Here is a 16,352-nt window from a genome sequence, read left to right as displayed (position 1 = left end):
AAGAAGACGCCCATCTGCCACACCCCAGACGGTGTGGGTTACGTTCATATAAGAGAAGAAAGGCAGGACTAAGACTGGTCCCCTGCGCTCCTTCTAAGTCACCCGGTGATATCGCGAATAGCGATTTCACTCAAGATGCGTTCCAGTACCTGCTCGATGGACAACTCCGTGGAATCCAGCTGTATAGCGTCAGCCGCCGGCTTGAGCGGGGCTACCGCACGCTGGGTATCACGCTCATCGCGTGCACGAATCTCATCTAGCAGACTCGACAGACTAACACCATCGACTTTGCCCTTCAACTGCAAGTAACGACGACGAGCTCGTTCCTCGGCGCTGGCGGTCAGGAAAATCTTCAGCGGCGCCTCGGGAAACACCACCGTGCCCATGTCGCGACCATCGGCCACCAGGCCCGGCTGCTCCTGAAATGCCCGCTGGCGCTGCAGCAACGCGTCGCGTACCGCTGGCAACGCGGCTACTTGGGAAGCCCAGGCGCCGACCTGTTCGTTACGCAGATCATCGGTCACATCATCCCCTTCCAGGATAATGCGTTGCGGATGACCTTCCGTCGCCCCGAGGAACTGCACGTCTAGGTGAGCCGCCAGCAGCTTGAGGGATTCTTCGTTGGTCAGGTCGACGCCATGGTTGCGCGCGGCAAATGCCAGCAGGCGATACAACGCCCCGGAATCCAGCAGGCACCAGCCCAGGCGCTTAGCCAGGATGCCGGCGATAGTGCCTTTGCCCGAGCCACTTGGCCCGTCGATGGTAATCACCGGTGCTTTGATATTCACAATTGAGCCTCTTGGGCAACACGAATGCCGACTTGGGCACACAGTGTAAGAAAATTCGGAAAAGATGTAGCTACATTGGCGCAGTCATGGATACGGATCGGCGCCGCCGAGCGAAGGGAGGCCACGCTGAATGCCATGGCGATCCGATGATCGCCATGAGCGTGCACTTCACCGCCACCTATCTGGCCGCCATCAATGATAATCCCATCAGGTGTCGGTTCACACTTCACGCCCAGCGCCAGCAGACCGTCGGCCATGACCTGAATGCGATCTGACTCCTTGACCCGCAACTCTGCCGCACCGCGCAGGACTGTTCGACCTTCGGCACACGCAGCGGCAACAAACAGCACAGGAAATTCGTCGATAGCCAGCGGAACCAGCGCCTCGGGAATCTCGATCCCTCTCAGCGAAGCCGCTCGAACATGCAAATCAGCTACCGGCTCGCCACCCACTTCCCGCTGGTTTTCCAGGGTGATATCGGCGCCCATCAGACGCAGGATGTCGATTACTCCGGTACGGGTCGGATTGACGCCCACATGCTCAAGCACCAACTCGGAGCCTGTCGCAATCGAAGCTGCCACCAGGAAAAACGCTGAAGACGAGATATCGCCCGGCACTTCGATATGAGCAGCAGTCAGTACATGCCCTGATTCAACCGAAGCCGTAGCCCCCTCGACACTCACCGGATAGCCGAAGCCACGCAACATCCGCTCGGTGTGGTCACGGGTCGGAGCAGGTTCAGTGATCGAAGTTTTACCTTCGGCATACAATCCGGCCAGCAACAGGCAGGATTTAACCTGGGCACTGGCCATCGGCAGCGTATAGGTAAGCCCCTTGAGTGCCTGACCACCGCGAATGGTCAACGGCGGCCGTCCATCAGCAGACGTCTCGATGACTGCGCCCATTTCTCGCAAAGGCTTGGCCACACGGCTCATCGGCCGCTTGGACAGCGACGCATCGCCGGTCAAGACGCTGTCAAAACTCTGCGCCGCCAGCAAACCGGACAACAAACGCATGGAAGTGCCCGAGTTACCCAGATAGATAGGGCCTGGCGCCGGTTTCAGGCCGTGCAAACCAACACCATGAATAGTCACGCGCCCATGGTGCGGACCTTCGATCACTACCCCCATGTCGCGAAAAGCCTGCAAGGTCGCCAGGGCATCTTCGCCCTCCAGAAAACCCTCGACCTCGGTAATACCCTCCGCCAGCGAGCCCAAGATGATAGAGCGATGGGAGATCGATTTATCACCCGGCACACGGACCCGCCCGTTCAGCCGACCACCAGGGCTGGCGATGAAAACCATGTCATCCGCATTTACAGCGGCATCCATATAAGCCCGACGAGCCAGAATCTTGCTGAAATGCTCCCGCGCCACCCGCGCACGGGTGAACACGCCCAACAACTGATGCCCATCTCCAGCATCGACCGCGTCGCGCAAGGCATCGAGATCGCTACGGAAGGTATCCAGGGTGCGTAAAACTGCATCGCGATTGGCGAGGAAGATGTCGTGCCACATCACGGGGTCACTGCCGGCGATCCGGGTAAAGTCGCGGAAGCCACCGGCGGCGTAACGGAAAATCTCAAGGTTTTCGTTGCGTTTGGCCAGCGAGTCCACCAGGCCAAACGCCAGCAAGTGCGGTAAATGGCTGGTCGCCGCCAACACTTCATCGTGCCGTTCGACCTGCATATGCTCGACATCCGCCCCCAGCTCACGCCAAAGCCGGTCGACCACCGCCAATGCCGTCGGATCGGTTTCATCCAGCGGCGTCAGAATCACTTTATGTCGACGAAACAGCTGCGCATTGGACGCCTCTACCCCGCTCTGCTCGGAGCCGGCAATCGGATGCCCGGGAACGAACCGCGCCGGCATGCCACCAAAGGCCAGCCGCGCCGCACGCACCACATTGCCCTTGGCACTGCCGACGTCGGTCAGAATCGCCTGCCCCAGGTCCATGCCAGCCAACAGCGCCAACATCTTCTCCATGGCCAGAATCGGCACTGCCAACTGAATGACATCAGCGCCCTGACAGGCCACCGCCAGATCCGCCTCGCAGCGATCCACCACACCCAACTCAACCGCCAACTTGCACGATTGCGGGTCCAGGTCCACACCGACCACTTCGCCGCACAGGCCGCTTTCACGCAACCCCTTGGCGAAGGAGCCGCCGATCAATCCCAGGCCGACCACCACCAGGCGACCGACCATAGGCACAGCAGGTTGCAATGCAGTGACATCAACCACGAGCCAGAACCTTGGCCAGCGCCTCAAGGAAGCGGCCGTTTTCAGCCGGCAAACCAATGGTGATGCGCAGGTGGTTCGGCATGCCGTAGTTGGCCACCGGCCGCACGATCACGCCCTCGCGCAACAAGCCCTGGAACACCGGCGCAGCCACTTGGCCGAGATCGACGCAAATGAAGTTGCCCTTGGAGGGAATCCAACCCAGGCCCAACTCGCGAAAGCCTTCCTGCAACTGACACATGCCGCTTTCGTTGATGAGGCGACCTTCCGCCAGGTAATCAGCGTCCTGCAGCGCCGCACATGCCGCCGCCAAGGCGAGGCTGTTGACGTTGAATGGCTGGCGCACACGGTTCAGTACATCGGCGACAACGGCGGTGGATAACCCGTAACCGACCCGCAACGACGCCAAGCCGTAAGCCTTGGAGAAGGTCCGCGAGACCAGCAGGTTCGGATAAGCCGCGAGGAAGTCCAGGCCGTCCGGCAGGTCACTGCCTTCGGCGTACTCGATATAGGCTTCGTCCAGGACGACCAGCACGTGCTCCGGCACGTCTTGCAGGAAATCGTCCAGCGCCTCGGCGCCGAACCAGGTGCCGGTGGGGTTATTCGGGTTGGCGATAAACACCACGCGGGTCTGACCGTCGATAGCCGCCAACATGGCCGACAAGTCATGCCCCCAGTCCTTGGCCGGAATCACCCGCGCCTCGGCACCTACGGCCTGGGTAACGATCGGATACACGGCGAAAGCGTGTTCACTGAACACAGCATTCAAGCCAGGCGCCAGATAGGCGCGCGCTACCAGCTCCAGAATATCGTTGGAACCATTGCCTAGAGTGACTTGATTGAGCTCCACCCGGCAGCTTTCAGCCAGCAGGGACTTGAGGGCAAAACCATTACCGTCAGGGTAACGGGTCAGCTCAGCCAGAGCTTCACGAATCGCCGCCAATACCTTGGGACTTGGGCCCAGCGGGTTTTCGTTACTGGCCAGCTTGACGATGTTCGCCGGATCCAGATTCAACTCACGCGCCAACTCGTCCACAGGCTTGCCCGGAACATAAGGCGACAGTTGTTGCACGCCCGGCTGCGCCAGGGCGAGGAAGTTGCCACTCATGTTAAAGCCTCACAAAATCGCTTTCGGGTAAGAGCCCAGCACCTTGAGTGCTACGGCCTCCTGACTGATTTTCTCCAGCACACTCTTGACCAGTGGGTCGCGGTGATGGCCGACGAAGTCGATAAAGAACACATACGTCCATTTACCGCTGCGCGAAGGACGAGTCTCGATTCGCGTCAGGTCAATCCCGTTGTCGTGGAACGGCACCAGCAGCTCATGGAGCGCGCCGGGCTTGTTGCTCATGGAGACGATGATTGAAGTCTTGTCGTCGCCGGTAGGCGGCACTTCCTGGCTGCCGATCATCAAAAAGCGCGTGGAGTTATCCGGGCGATCCTCGATTTTCTCGGCCAGGCGCGTCAACCCGTAGAGGCCCGCCGCCATATCGCCGGCAATCGCCGCCGAATTCCACTCACCCTTGACCCGCTTCGCCGCTTCGGCGTTGCTGGACACCGCCACGCGCTCGACATTCGGGTAATGGGCGTCCAGCCACTTGCGGCACTGGGCCAGGGACTGGGCGTGGGAGTAGATGCGACTGATGCTGTCGGTCTTGGTATTTTCACCCACCAGCAGGTGATGGTGGATGCGCAACTCGACTTCGCCGCAGATCACCATGTCGTGCTCAAGGAAGCTGTCGAGGGTGTGATTGACCGCGCCTTCGGTGGAGTTTTCCACCGGCACTACGCCAAAGTTCACCGCCCCGGCTGCCACTTCACGGAACACTTCGTCGATCGCCGCCATCGGCTTGCTGATCACTGCGTGACCGAAGTGCTTCATGGCTGCTGCCTGGGTGAAGGTGCCTTCGGGGCCGAGGTAAGCCACCTTCAGCGGCTGCTCAAGGGCCAGGCACGAGGACATGATTTCACGGAACAGCCGCGCCATCTCTTCGTTGCCCAACGGCCCCTGGTTACGCTCCATCACGCGCTTGAGCACCTGGGCTTCACGCTCAGGACGGTAAAACACCGGCACTTCGCCTTCAGCCAGGGAGGCCATTTTCACCCGCGCAACTTCCTGGGCGCACCGCGCGCGCTCACTGATCAGCTCCAGGACTTTCTCGTCCAGGCTGTCAATGCGTATGCGCAGGGCCTTGAGTTCTTGCTCAGACATTAGCCGTGTTCCTTTTCGAACTCTGCCATGTAGGCCACCAGCGCATTGACGGCGTTGATGTCGACAGCGTTATAGATGGAGGCGCGCATGCCACCCACCGAGCGATGGCCCTTGAGATTCAGCAGGCCACGCGCCTCGGCACCGACCAGGAACGGCTTGTCCAGGCGATCATCAGCCAGGCGGAACGGCACGTTCATCCACGAGCGATCAGGGATGTTGATCGGGTTGCTGTACAGGCCGCTGGCGTCAATAAAGTCGTACAGCGTGCGCTTCTTCTCTTCGTTGAGCTTGCCCATGGCGGCGACACCGCCCTGCTCTTTCAGCCATTCAAATACCAGGCCGGAGAGGTACCAGGCCAGAGTCGGCGGGGTGTTGTACATCGAGCCGTTGTCGGCCGCGACCTTGTAGTTGAGCATGGTCGGGCACAGCGAACGAGCATGACCCAGCAGGTCTTCACGAACGATGTTGACCAGGATACCGCTCGGGCCGATGTTCTTCTGCGCACCGGCGTAGATCATGCCGAAGCGGGAGATATCCATAGGGCGCGAGAGAATGTCCGACGACATGTCGCACACCAGCGGAACATCACCGACCTCTGGAACCCAATCGAATTCCAGGCCGCCAATGGTCTCGTTCTGCACGTAGTGCACATAGGCCGCGTCCTTGGTGAGCTTCCACTCGTTCTGACCAGGAATGGCGAAGTAATCGTAAGGCTTGGCGGTACCCGCCACGTTGATGTTGCCGTAGCGCGACGCTTCTTCAATGGCTTTCTGCGACCAGATACCGGTGTCGATATAGTCCGCGGTGCCGTCTTCCGGCAGCAGGTTCAGTGGCAATTGGGCAAATTGCTGACTGGCGCCGCCCTGGAGAAACAGCACTTTGTAGTTTGAAGGGATGTCCAGCAGGTCGCGCAGATCCTGCTCGGCCTTGGTAGCAATGGACACGAACTCATCGCTGCGATGGCTCATTTCCATCACAGAGAGGCCTTTACCATGCCAGTCGAGGAGTTCACCCTGCGCGCGCTGCAGGACTGCTTCAGGAAGCGCCGCGGGACCGGCACAGAAGTTATAGGCTCTCTTGCTCACATCCAATCTCGCTCTGATCTGGTGGGACTGAAATCAAATACTGTAGGAGCGAGCTTGCTCGCGAAAAACCCGAGAGCGCAAGGGGCGCCAGGCATCCCGCGTTATCGTTGACGATCTTCGCGAGCAAGCTCGCTCCTACAGGGGGGAGGCGTTCTGTTTCATAAAGGACAAACAACAAGGGGGCGAATCTTCATCCGCCCCCTGCTTGTCCGCTTATTGCTGCGGTTCTTCTTCGTCTGCGCCAGCGTCGAGTGGTTGCTCGTCGACGCCGTCATCAGCGCCTGCGATCACCTCGTCCGGCAACTCAACCCCGTCTTCGCCTTCCAGCTCTTCGCCTTCAACTTCAGATGGCTCCTGGACACGCTCCAGGCCAACCAGAGTTTCGTCGCTGGCCAGCTTGATCAAGGTCACGCCCTGGGTGTTACGTCCCAGGCTCGACACTTCACCAACACGGGTACGCACCAAGGTGCCCTGGTCAGAAATCAGCATGATTTCCTCGCCGTCGAGCACCTGGACTGCACCGACCAGACGGCCGTTGCGATCGTTGCTGACCATGGCGATAACGCCCTGACCGCCACGCTTGTACTCAGGGAACTCGCTGATGGCGGTACGCTTGCCGTAACCACGGGCCGATGCGGTAAGAATCTGGCTGCCTTCTTCCGGGATCAGCATGGAAATCAGCTTCTGCCCTTCTGGCAGGCGCATGCCGCGCACACCGCGGGCGGTACGGCCCATGGCGCGAACGTCGGATTCCTTGAAGCGGGTAACCTTGCCGCCGTCGGAGAACAGCATGACTTCACGCTCGCCGTCGGTGATGGCCGCGGAAATCAGCACGTCGCCTTCGTCCAGTTCCAGGGCGATCAGGCCCACGCTGCGTTGACGACTGAAGGATTCCAGCGGGGTCTTCTTCACGGTACCGCCAGCGGTAGCCATGAAGATGTAGTGACCTTCGGTGTACTCGTCGACCGGCAGCATGGTGGTGATGTATTCACCGTCACCCAGCGGCAACAGGTTGACCAGCGGACGTCCACGGGCAGCGCGGGACGCTTCCGGGATTTCGTAGGTTTTCAGCCAGTACACCTTGCCCTTGCTGGAGAACAGCAACAGCGTGGTGTGGCTGTTGGCAACCAGCAGGTGAGCGATGTAGTCCTCATCCTTGACGCCGGTAGCCGACTTGCCTTTACCACCACGACGCTGGGCCTGGTACGCAGCCAGCGGCTGGGTCTTGGCGTAGCCACCGTGGGAAATGGTCACGACGCGCTCTTCTTCCGGGATCATGTCACCCAGGGTCAGGTCGAGACGGGCATCGAGGATTTCGGTGCGACGCACATCGCCGTATTCGGCGCGGATCACTTCCAGCTCTTCGCGGATCACTTCCATCAGGCGCTCGGCGCTGTTGAGGATGCGGATCAGCTCGCCGATCTGGTTGAGAATCTCCTGGTACTCGGCCAGCAGCTTTTCGTGCTCCAGACCGGTCAGGCGGTGCAGGCGCAGTTCCAGAATGGCCTGGGCCTGTTCCGGGGACAGGTAGTACTTGCCTTCGCGAAGGCCGTATTGCGGGTCCAGGGTCTGCGGACGGCAGGAGTCGGCACCAGCACGTTCAACCATCGCCACAACGGCGCTGGATTCCCACGGCATCTTGATCAGCGCTTCCTTGGCTTCCGACGGGGTCGGCGAAGCCTTGATCAGGGCGATGACCGGATCGATGTTCGACAGGGCAACCGCCTGGCCTTCAAGGATGTGCCCACGTTCACGGGCCTTGCGCAGTTCGAATACGGTACGACGGGTTACGACTTCACGACGGTGACGCACGAAGGCTTCCAGCAGATCCTTGAGATTAAGGATCCGTGGGCGGCCATCGATCAGCGCAACGACGTTGATACCAAACACGCTTTGCAGCTGGGTCTGGGCATAGAGGTTGTTGAGGATCACCTCTGGCACTTCGCCACGACGCAGCTCGATCACGACGCGCATACCGTCCTTGTCGGACTCGTCGCGCAGCTCGGTGATACCTTCAAGCTTCTTCTCTTTAACCAGCTCGGCGATCTTCTCGATCAGACGCGCCTTGTTCAACTGGTAAGGGAGTTCGGTGATGACGATCTGCTGACGGCCACCGACCTTGTCGATGTCTTCGATCATCGAGCGGGCCCGCATGTAAATGCGACCGCGACCGGTGCGGTAGGCTTCGACGATGCCGGCGCGACCGTTGATGATCGCAGCAGTCGGGAAGTCTGGGCCCGGGATGTATTGCATCAACTCATCGATGGTCAACTCAGGGTTGTCGATGAGGGCCAGGCAACCGTCGATGACTTCACCGAGGTTGTGTGGCGGAATGTTGGTGGCCATGCCCACGGCGATACCGCTGGAGCCGTTGACCAACAGGTTGGGAATACGGGTCGGCATGACCGCAGGGATCATTTCGGTGCCGTCGTAGTTCGGCACCCAGTCCACGGTTTCTTTGTGCAGGTCAGCCAGCAGCTCGTGCGCCAGCTTGGTCATGCGCACTTCGGTGTATCGCATGGCTGCGGCGTTGTCGCCGTCGACCGAGCCGAAGTTACCCTGGCCGTCTACCAGCAGGTAGCGCAGGGAAAATGGCTGGGCCATACGAACGATGGTGTCGTACACCGCAGTGTCGCCGTGAGGGTGATACTTACCGATCACGTCACCGACAACACGGGCAGATTTCTTGTACGGCTTGTTCCAGTCGTTACCCAGCTCGCTCATCGCGAACAGCACACGCCGATGCACGGGCTTCAAGCCATCGCGCGCATCAGGCAGTGCCCGACCGACAATTACGCTCATCGCGTAGTCGAGGTAGGACTGTTTCAGCTCGTCTTCGATATTGACCGGGAGGATTTCTTTGGCCAGTTCGCCCATGAGAAGCCTGATTCCTTTTTCGGGTGAAACCTCGTCACATCCATATGGGACGAACGAAGCTCGCCGCCGCCGGCATGGTGCCTGACAACGACTTACGACAAATCAACGAGTTATGACACGGATCTGCGCAGTAAAGACCACCCCTCGGGGTGACCCTGGAAACCGCCGAATGTTATCACAATCGCCGCCACGCACCTATCCCCCTGATGCGCATGGAGCATAGTAAGTTGATGGATGACAGGCTTGAGGGCGACGAGAGGGGCTCAGAGGTAGATTCAGGCGGTTTTCGAAGGCAGATATACTCAATGCAGCCGCTTGCGACACATCAACTTAGCCATCTTCGCCGTATCCGGCCGCTCGACGATGCCCTTTTCCGTGACGATGACATCGATCAGGTCAGCCGGCGTCACATCAAATACCGGATTGAATACATCCACATCAGCGCCGAGCCGCTGGCCGCCCACTTCCAGCAATTCACGGCCATCTCGCTCTTCAATCGGGATGTCTTCACCACTGGCCAGGCTCATGTCAATGGTGGAGCTGGGCGCCACCACCATAAAACGCACACCATGGTGCATGGCACACAAGGCCAACTGATAAGTGCCGATCTTGCTCGCCACATCGCCATTGGCGGTAATGCGATCAGCACCGACAATCACCCAGGTCACGCCCTTGGTCTTGAGGATGTGCGCGGCGGCAGAATCGGCATTCAGCGTGACCGCAATACCCTCAATGGCCAATTCCCACGCGGTCAGCCGCGAACCCTGCAGCCATGGCCGGGTTTCGTCGGCGTAGACCCGTTCGACCATGCCTTCCAGAAATGCCCCACGAATCACCCCAAGGGCGGTGCCAAAACCGCCAGTCGCCAATGCCCCGGCGTTGCAGTGAGTGAGAAACGCCTGGGCATTGCCCTGGTGCTTACGGATCAGGTCGACCCCCAATTGCGCCATGGTCAGGTTGGCTTCGCGATCGCTCTCATGAATGGCGATGGCTTCGGCCTCCAGCGCCAATAGCGGGTCGGCATGCTCCTTGAGGCGATCCAGGCGGTCGCGCATGCGACTCAAGGCCCAGAACAGATTCACTGCCGTGGGTCGGGAATCGGCCAGCAGAGCGAAATCCTCTTCCCACGCGGCCTGCCAGTCACCGCCCTCGGCGATGCGGGCCCGGGCTGCCAGCACCATGCCATAGGCCGCACTGATACCGATGGCCGGCGCGCCACGCACCACCATAGAGCGAATCGCCTCGGCCACACCGGCCGCGCTGGTGTAGGCAATCCAGGTTTCCTCGAACGGTAAAATGCGTTGATCGAGCAGATACAGTGCGCCATCACGCCAGTCGATGGCCTTCACCTTCTCCGCAGCCAACAGTCGATCGCGCATCCCTCACCCCGCACTCATGAACAAAAGCCGCCGATTATAGCGATCCGCCAGCCAAGACGCTCGGGTATACTTCGCCCCTCTTTATAACAGCCTTGCCTATCACAACTCGAGAAGACGCCATCTATGACGCCAACTGCTGCCCCGCTCGACTTGTTGCTGCTGCCAACCTGGCTGGTACCTGTCGAACCCGCAGGCGTGGTACTCAAGGAGCACGGCCTGGGCATCCGCGACGGACGTATCGCGTTTGTCGGCCCACGGTCAATGGCACTGAAACTGGCCGCCACTGAAGTCCGTGAACTGCCGGGCATGCTACTCAGTCCAGGCCTGGTCAACGCTCACGGCCACGCGGCGATGACCCTGTTTCGCGGCCTGGCAGACGACTTGCCGCTGATGACCTGGCTGGAAAAGCACATCTGGCCCGCCGAAGCCAAATGGGTCGACGAGGCCTTCGTGCGTGACGGTACCGATCTGGCTATCGCCGAGCAAATCAAGGGTGGCATCAGTTGCTTCTCGGATATGTACTTTTTCCCGAAAGTCGCCAGCGAGCGGGTCCACAACAGCGGCATCCGCGCGCAGATTGCCGTCCCGATCCTCGACTTCGCGATTCCCGGCGCCAGCGATGCCGACGAGGCCATTCGCCAGGGTGTCGAACTGTTCGGCGACCTTAAGCATCACCCGCGGATCAAGATCACCTTCGGGCCTCATGCGCCGTACACCGTCAGCGATGAAAACCTGGAAAAAATCCGGATAATCGCCGAGGAGCTGGACGCCGCAATCCATATGCATGTGCATGAAACCGCCTTCGAAGTGCAGCAGTCGATGGAGCACCGTGGTGAGCGCCCGCTGGCCCGCCTTGCTCGCCTGGGGTTGCTTGGGCCGCGCTTCCAGGCTGTTCACATGACCCAAATCAGCGATGACGACCTGGCCTTGCTGGTAGAAAGTAACAGCAGCGTCATCCACTGCCCGGAATCGAACCTGAAACTGGCCAGTGGCTTCTGCCCGGTGGAGCGTTTGTGGCAGGCTGGTGTCAATGTAGCAATCGGCACCGACGGCGCCGCCAGCAACAATGACCTGGACCTGCTGGGCGAAACCCGTACCGCCGCCCTGCTGGCCAAAGCTGTTGCCGGCTCGGCCACCGCCCTGGATGCCCATCGCGCCTTGCGCATGGCTACTCTCAACGGCGCCCGGGCGATGGGCCTGGAAAGCGAAGTCGGCTCACTGGAGGTCGGTAAGGCCGCAGACATCGTGGCGTTCGACCTCTCGGGTCTGGCACAACAACCAATCTACGACCCCGTATCGCAGCTTATATATGCCACCGGACGCGATTGCGTGAAACACCTTTGGGTCGCCGGCAAGCAATTGCTAGACGACCGGCAACTGACCCGCATGGATGAACAACAGCTGTGTGCCACAGCCGTTGCCTGGGGCCAACGCATCAGCGGACACACCGAATAACGTCGGCCCTGAGCCTGTTCAGGGCCGGCAACTGTTTTGTCAGATTTTAGAGGATGCCCCATGAGTAACGTCGACCACGCTGAAATCGCCAAATTCGAGGCCCTGGCCCATCGCTGGTGGGACCGCGAAAGCGAGTTCAAGCCCCTGCACGATATCAACCCGCTGCGGGTCAACTGGATCGACGAACGCGTCAACCTGGCTGGCAAGAAAATCCTGGATGTCGGTTGCGGGGGCGGCATTCTCAGCGAAGCCATGGCACTGCGCGGTGCCACCGTAATGGGCATAGACATGGGCGAAGCACCGCTGGCCGTGGCCCAACTGCACCAACTGGAGTCCGGCGTCAGCGTAGAGTACCGGCAGATCACCGCCGAAGGCCTGGCCGAGGAAATGCCTGAGCAGTTCGACGTGGTCACCTGCCTGGAAATGCTGGAGCACGTTCCTGATCCTTCATCGGTAATCCGCGCCTGCTTCCGCATGGTCAAGCCGGGCGGCCAGGTATTTTTCTCCACCATCAACCGCAATCCCAAGGCCTACCTGTTCGCGATCATCGGCGCCGAATACATCATGAAGCTGCTGCCTCGCGGCACCCACGACTTCAAGAAATTCATCCGCCCTTCCGAGCTGGGAGCCTGGAGCCGTCAGGCCGGGCTGACCGTCAAGGACATCATCGGCCTGACCTACAACCCACTGACCAAGCACTACAAGCTGGCCAGCGACGTTGACGTCAACTACATGATCCAGACCCTGCGAGAGGAATAAGCCGATGAAGTTGCGAGCGGTTCTTTTCGACATGGACGGTACCCTGCTGGACACCGCGCCGGACTTTATCGCCATCTGCCAGGCCATGCGCGCCGACCGCGGGCTGGCGCCGATTGCCGACCAGCATATTCGTGATGAAATTTCCGGCGGCGCTCGGGCCATGGTCGCCGTGACCTTTTCCATGGACCCGCAATCCCCAGGTTTTGAAGAACTGCGCCTGGAGTTCCTGGAGCGTTACCTCAAAGGTTGCGCGATCCACAGCAAACTGTTCGACGGCATGGCTGAACTGCTGGCGGACATTGAAAAATCCAAGCTGATCTGGGGCGTGGTCACCAACAAGCCGCTGCGTTTCGCCGAGCCTATCATGGAGCAGTTGGGGCTGGCTCAGCGCTCAGCGTTACTGATCTGCCCGGACCACGTGACCAACAGCAAACCGGACCCTGAGCCGCTGATCCTGGCCTGCAAGATGCTCGACCTGGACCCGGCCAGCGTGCTGTTCGTCGGTGATGACTTGCGGGATATCGAGTCGGGGCGCGACGCCGGCACCCGAACCGCGGCCGTGACCTACGGCTATATTCATCCCGATGACAATCCGCGCCACTGGGGCGCCGATGTGGTGGTGGATCATCCGCTGGAGCTGCGCAAGGTGCTGGATAACGCGCTTTGCAGCTGCTGATTACGCTCCTACAAGAATTCTGTTGAGGTTGTTTATGTTTGATTACTGCGCACGCCCAGAACTGCTCAAAGGCCGCATCATTCTGATAACCGGTGCCGGTCGCGGGATTGGCGCGGCGGCGGCGAAAACCTACGCTGCCCACGGCGCTACCGTGCTGTTGCTGGGCAAGACCGAAGCCAACCTGACCCAGGTCTACGATGAAATCGAAGCCGCCGGCCACCCACAGCCAGTGGTGATTCCGTTCAACCTGGAAACCGCCCTGCCCCATCAATACGATGAGTTGGCAGCGATGATCGAAAACGAATTCGGCCACCTCGACGGCCTGCTGCACAACGCCTCGATCATCGGCCCGCGCACGCCAATCGAACAGCTGTCGGGCGAAAACTTCATGCGAGTGATGCACGTCAACGTCAACGCGATGTTCATGCTCACCGCCACCCTGCTGCCATTGCTCAAGCTGTCCCTGGACGCGTCGGTGGTGTTCACCTCCAGCAGCGTTGGCCGCAAGGGCCGTGCCTATTGGGGCGCTTATGGGGTGTCGAAATTCGCCACCGAGGGCCTGATGCAAACCCTGGCCGACGAGGTCGACACTGTGACCCCCGTGCGCGCCAACAGCATCAACCCCGGCGCCACTCGCACCAGCATGCGCGCCCAGGCCTACCCAGGGGAAAACCCGAGCAACAACCCGACGCCTGAAGAAATCATGCCGGTGTACCTGTACCTGATGGGCCCGGACAGTACTGGCATCAATGGGCAGGCGTTCGACGCGCAATAAGCCTCATCCCCACGGGTGCAGGAGACGGTTCGCTGGCGCCTGCACCCCTTCGTCAACAAACCGTCTTTTGCTTGTTGTCTGCTCCTGTTACCAACCCATTGAATCAAAACGATTTTTTATAACCTGAACGGAATGGCACGAATTTCGCTCCAATCTGTTTCAAACAGGTTATGCGCCGACAAGATGTGCGGCATGGGAGCAGGGGTGATAACCCCCGGCAAAGCGGACTAGACTGTTACTCATGTTTTACGCAACTGAGGGAACAGTAAGTCGCTGGGCACTCGCTGCTCTCATCCAGCCTGTAAGACAGCGTTATGTGCTTAGAGGCCATCAGCTTATGAAAACACCGACCCAGACCAACGCAATTGACTTCGACAGTGCAAAATTGCAACGCCTGGGCTTTGGTCAGCCGTCCCTCCTAGCCCAACGCCCCGCCACCATTGCTCAGCTTCGCCAGCAACTGAGCCTGCAATTGCAGACCAGCCTGGAAGCAGAGCGCATTCTTGGCCTGTTCTTTCGGGAGATTCAGAGGCTGGTGCCACTGGATGCCCTGCAATATCGTCACGAGACCAGCGACCTGCGCCTGGAGTACGGCCAGCGCGGCCATCACTCGGTGAGCTACACCCTGAGCCATCAGGGCGAGCATCTCGGGGAACTGGTATTTCGACGCAACCAGCGCTTCACGGAAGAGGAGCTGGGCAATCTGGAATCACTGCTGGCAACCTTGCTCTTCCCCATGCGTAACGCCCTGCTGTATCGCGCTGCAACCCGCAGCGCCCTGCGTGATCCGCTGACCGAAACCGGTAACCGTATCGCCATGGACCAGACCCTGCAGCGGGAAATCGATATGGCCCGCAGGCACTTGCATCCGCTGTCATTGCTGATGCTGGACATCGATCACTTCAAGCTTATCAATGACAGTCACGGCCACGCTGCTGGCGACAAGGTACTCAAGGCTGTTGCGGCCTCGATCAAGAGTCAGTTGCGCAATGTCGACATGGTGTTTCGTTTTGGCGGGGAAGAGTTTCTGATCCTGCTGTCCAACACCGGCCGGGATGCTGCGGCCCTGGTCGGCGAGCGACTGCGCAAGGCGGCGCAGGCCCAGGATTACTGGGCGCAAACAACGCGTATCGAATTGACAGTAAGCCTGGGTTGCTCAACCTTGTTGGCGGGAGAGTCCGCCGAGAGCCTGTTGCGCCGGGCGGACAATGCCTTGTATGTGGCCAAGCGCGAAGGCCGCAACCGCCTGGCAATGGCAGGGTAACCGCTACCCCGCCATTGCGTGTCAGGCTTCGCTGGTGGCCAGCACCTGACGCTCGCGGGCAATCGGTGCTTTCTCCAGCTGCATGCAACGCTCCAGGAACAGGTACATATAGTCGTAGCTCTTGCACACGGCCTGGCGCAACTCAACCTGCAAGGCCTTGCTCGGGTTCATCCCGGCCAGGGTGCAGATGATTTCCAGCGCCTCCCAAGGGTGGGCGTCATCGTACTGGGCATGCATCTTCAGCCATTTCATTGCACGCTTACGATCCTCCTCGGAGAAGGCCGCCGCGTAGACACCTGTCGAGCACACCAGCGCAGACCACTCCCCAGTGGCACCCTCGATGGCATAGTTGGTGGCAGCAATGGCAACAATAAGCGGATCGGCCGAACTGGTGTGCCAGCACCAATGACTCAGTGCGTGCAGTTCAGGCGGCACGTTCTGCGCTTGCAACTCTTCCAGGCTGACACCATGGGCACGCGCCCAGTGCACCCAATAATCGGCGTGATTCAGTTCCACACGAATATTGCGCATCAGCCAGCGTCGCGCCATATCCTCGCCAGGATGACGGGCAAATTTGGTCTTGGTGAGGTTTTGTGCCATGTACAACGCAAACTGTTCAACCACCGGCCACCCACCAATCAGGTAGTGACGCATGGTCTTGGCGCTGAGCTTGTTATCGCGCATGCGCTGGTACAGTTCGTGTTCGACAACCCGGCGCTTGCTCTCGCTACAGTCCTGGATCAATTGCTGAGCCCAGGCTGGGTAACTTGAGGCTTCCATAAGCGGGCCAGTTCTGTTGAATGTGTCGATCACTGTCGGGCTCCTTTTGATGTGTGATGTAT

General features: G+C 59.9%; 13 protein-coding genes. 5 read left to right on the top strand and 8 right to left on the bottom strand.

Annotated features, from left to right (window positions below):
* Positions 1-98: 98 nt before the first annotated feature.
* From cmk to mtnA, 7 genes are all read right to left on the bottom strand, one after another.
* Positions 99-788 (bottom strand): (d)CMP kinase, encoded by a 690-nt coding sequence (cmk, locus tag ACZRKZ_RS04505; RefSeq protein WP_463980809.1) that lies wholly within the window; start codon positions 786-788, stop codon positions 99-101.
* Positions 785-2,995: a bifunctional prephenate dehydrogenase/3-phosphoshikimate 1-carboxyvinyltransferase gene (locus ACZRKZ_RS04500; RefSeq protein ID WP_463980882.1), complete on the bottom strand. Its 2,211-nt coding sequence runs from the start codon at positions 2,993-2,995 to the stop codon at positions 785-787. Before ACZRKZ_RS04500 ends, cmk begins: the two co-directional genes overlap by 4 nt.
* Positions 2,996-3,023: 28 nt before the next feature.
* On the bottom strand, positions 3,024-4,136 hold the full coding sequence (gene hisC, locus ACZRKZ_RS04495) for a histidinol-phosphate transaminase (protein WP_463980808.1): 1,113 nt from the start codon (positions 4,134-4,136) through the stop codon (positions 3,024-3,026).
* 9 nt (positions 4,137-4,145) lie between these two features.
* On the bottom strand, positions 4,146-5,240 hold the full coding sequence (gene pheA / locus ACZRKZ_RS04490; protein ID WP_463969789.1) for a prephenate dehydratase: 1,095 nt from the start codon (positions 5,238-5,240) through the stop codon (positions 4,146-4,148).
* On the bottom strand, positions 5,240-6,325 hold the full coding sequence (gene serC, locus ACZRKZ_RS04485; protein WP_133098921.1) for a 3-phosphoserine/phosphohydroxythreonine transaminase: 1,086 nt from the start codon (positions 6,323-6,325) through the stop codon (positions 5,240-5,242). The genes pheA and serC overlap by 1 nt, the downstream gene beginning before the upstream one ends.
* 213 nt (positions 6,326-6,538) lie before the next feature.
* A complete protein-coding gene (gene gyrA / locus ACZRKZ_RS04480; protein WP_463980807.1) occupies positions 6,539-9,202 on the bottom strand; it encodes a DNA gyrase subunit A in 2,664 nt (887 codons plus the stop codon).
* 302 nt (positions 9,203-9,504) lie between these two features.
* Complete coding sequence (mtnA, locus tag ACZRKZ_RS04475) at positions 9,505-10,581, bottom strand: S-methyl-5-thioribose-1-phosphate isomerase (protein WP_463969788.1); 1,077 nt, start codon at positions 10,579-10,581, stop codon at positions 9,505-9,507.
* Positions 10,582-10,704: 123 nt separating this feature from the next.
* Here mtnA and ACZRKZ_RS04470 point away from each other — a divergent pair, with 123 nt between their 5' ends.
* From ACZRKZ_RS04470 to ACZRKZ_RS04450, 5 genes are all read left to right on the top strand, one after another.
* The gene (locus ACZRKZ_RS04470) at positions 10,705-12,036 is read left to right on the top strand and encodes a TRZ/ATZ family hydrolase (protein ID WP_463980806.1); all 1,332 of its coding nucleotides are present in this window, start codon (positions 10,705-10,707) and stop codon (positions 12,034-12,036) included.
* Between the two features lie 60 nt (positions 12,037-12,096).
* Positions 12,097-12,795: a bifunctional 2-polyprenyl-6-hydroxyphenol methylase/3-demethylubiquinol 3-O-methyltransferase UbiG gene (ubiG, locus tag ACZRKZ_RS04465; RefSeq protein ID WP_133098925.1), complete on the top strand. Its 699-nt coding sequence runs from the start codon at positions 12,097-12,099 to the stop codon at positions 12,793-12,795.
* A 4-nt stretch (positions 12,796-12,799) separates the two neighbouring features.
* Entirely contained in the window at positions 12,800-13,471 is a 672-nt protein-coding gene (mupP, locus tag ACZRKZ_RS04460; RefSeq protein WP_133098926.1) for an N-acetylmuramic acid 6-phosphate phosphatase MupP, read from the top strand.
* Between the two features lie 34 nt (positions 13,472-13,505).
* Entirely contained in the window at positions 13,506-14,246 is a 741-nt protein-coding gene (locus ACZRKZ_RS04455) for a YciK family oxidoreductase (RefSeq protein WP_463969786.1), read from the top strand.
* A gap of 337 nt (positions 14,247-14,583) precedes the next feature.
* The gene (locus ACZRKZ_RS04450) at positions 14,584-15,510 is read left to right on the top strand and encodes a GGDEF domain-containing protein (protein ID WP_463980805.1); all 927 of its coding nucleotides are present in this window, start codon (positions 14,584-14,586) and stop codon (positions 15,508-15,510) included.
* 21 nt (positions 15,511-15,531) lie between these two features.
* Here the strand turns inward: ACZRKZ_RS04450 and ACZRKZ_RS04445 are convergent, their stop codons facing one another.
* A complete protein-coding gene (locus ACZRKZ_RS04445; protein ID WP_463969808.1) occupies positions 15,532-16,290 on the bottom strand; it encodes a TenA family transcriptional regulator in 759 nt (252 codons plus the stop codon).
* Between the last annotated feature and the right edge of the window lie 62 nt (positions 16,291-16,352).

Source organism: Pseudomonas sp. c313 (genome assembly GCF_055407145.1).
This window is presented reverse-complemented; position numbering and strand designations above follow the sequence as displayed.

Excerpts from the sequence above, each read along its gene's own strand:
- ACZRKZ_RS04500 (WP_463980882.1), bottom strand. The coding sequence starts at position 2,995 with ATGGTCGGTCGCCTGGTGGTGGTCGGCCTGGGATTGATCGGCGGCTCC.
- hisC (WP_463980808.1), bottom strand. The coding sequence starts at position 4,136 with ATGAGTGGCAACTTCCTCGCCCTGGCGCAGCCGGGCGTGCAACAACTG.
- pheA (WP_463969789.1), bottom strand. The coding sequence starts at position 5,240 with ATGTCTGAGCAAGAACTCAAGGCCCTGCGCATACGCATTGACAGCCTG.
- gyrA (WP_463980807.1), bottom strand. The coding sequence starts at position 9,202 with ATGGGCGAACTGGCCAAAGAAATCCTCCCGGTCAATATCGAAGACGAG.
- mtnA (WP_463969788.1), bottom strand. The coding sequence starts at position 10,581 with ATGCGCGATCGACTGTTGGCTGCGGAGAAGGTGAAGGCCATCGACTGG.
- ACZRKZ_RS04470 (WP_463980806.1), top strand. The coding sequence starts at position 10,705 with ATGACGCCAACTGCTGCCCCGCTCGACTTGTTGCTGCTGCCAACCTGG.
- ubiG (WP_133098925.1), top strand. The coding sequence starts at position 12,097 with ATGAGTAACGTCGACCACGCTGAAATCGCCAAATTCGAGGCCCTGGCC.
- mupP (WP_133098926.1), top strand. The coding sequence starts at position 12,800 with ATGAAGTTGCGAGCGGTTCTTTTCGACATGGACGGTACCCTGCTGGAC.
- ACZRKZ_RS04455 (WP_463969786.1), top strand. The coding sequence starts at position 13,506 with ATGTTTGATTACTGCGCACGCCCAGAACTGCTCAAAGGCCGCATCATT.
- ACZRKZ_RS04450 (WP_463980805.1), top strand. The coding sequence starts at position 14,584 with ATGAAAACACCGACCCAGACCAACGCAATTGACTTCGACAGTGCAAAA.
- ACZRKZ_RS04445 (WP_463969808.1), bottom strand. The coding sequence starts at position 16,290 with ATGGAAGCCTCAAGTTACCCAGCCTGGGCTCAGCAATTGATCCAGGAC.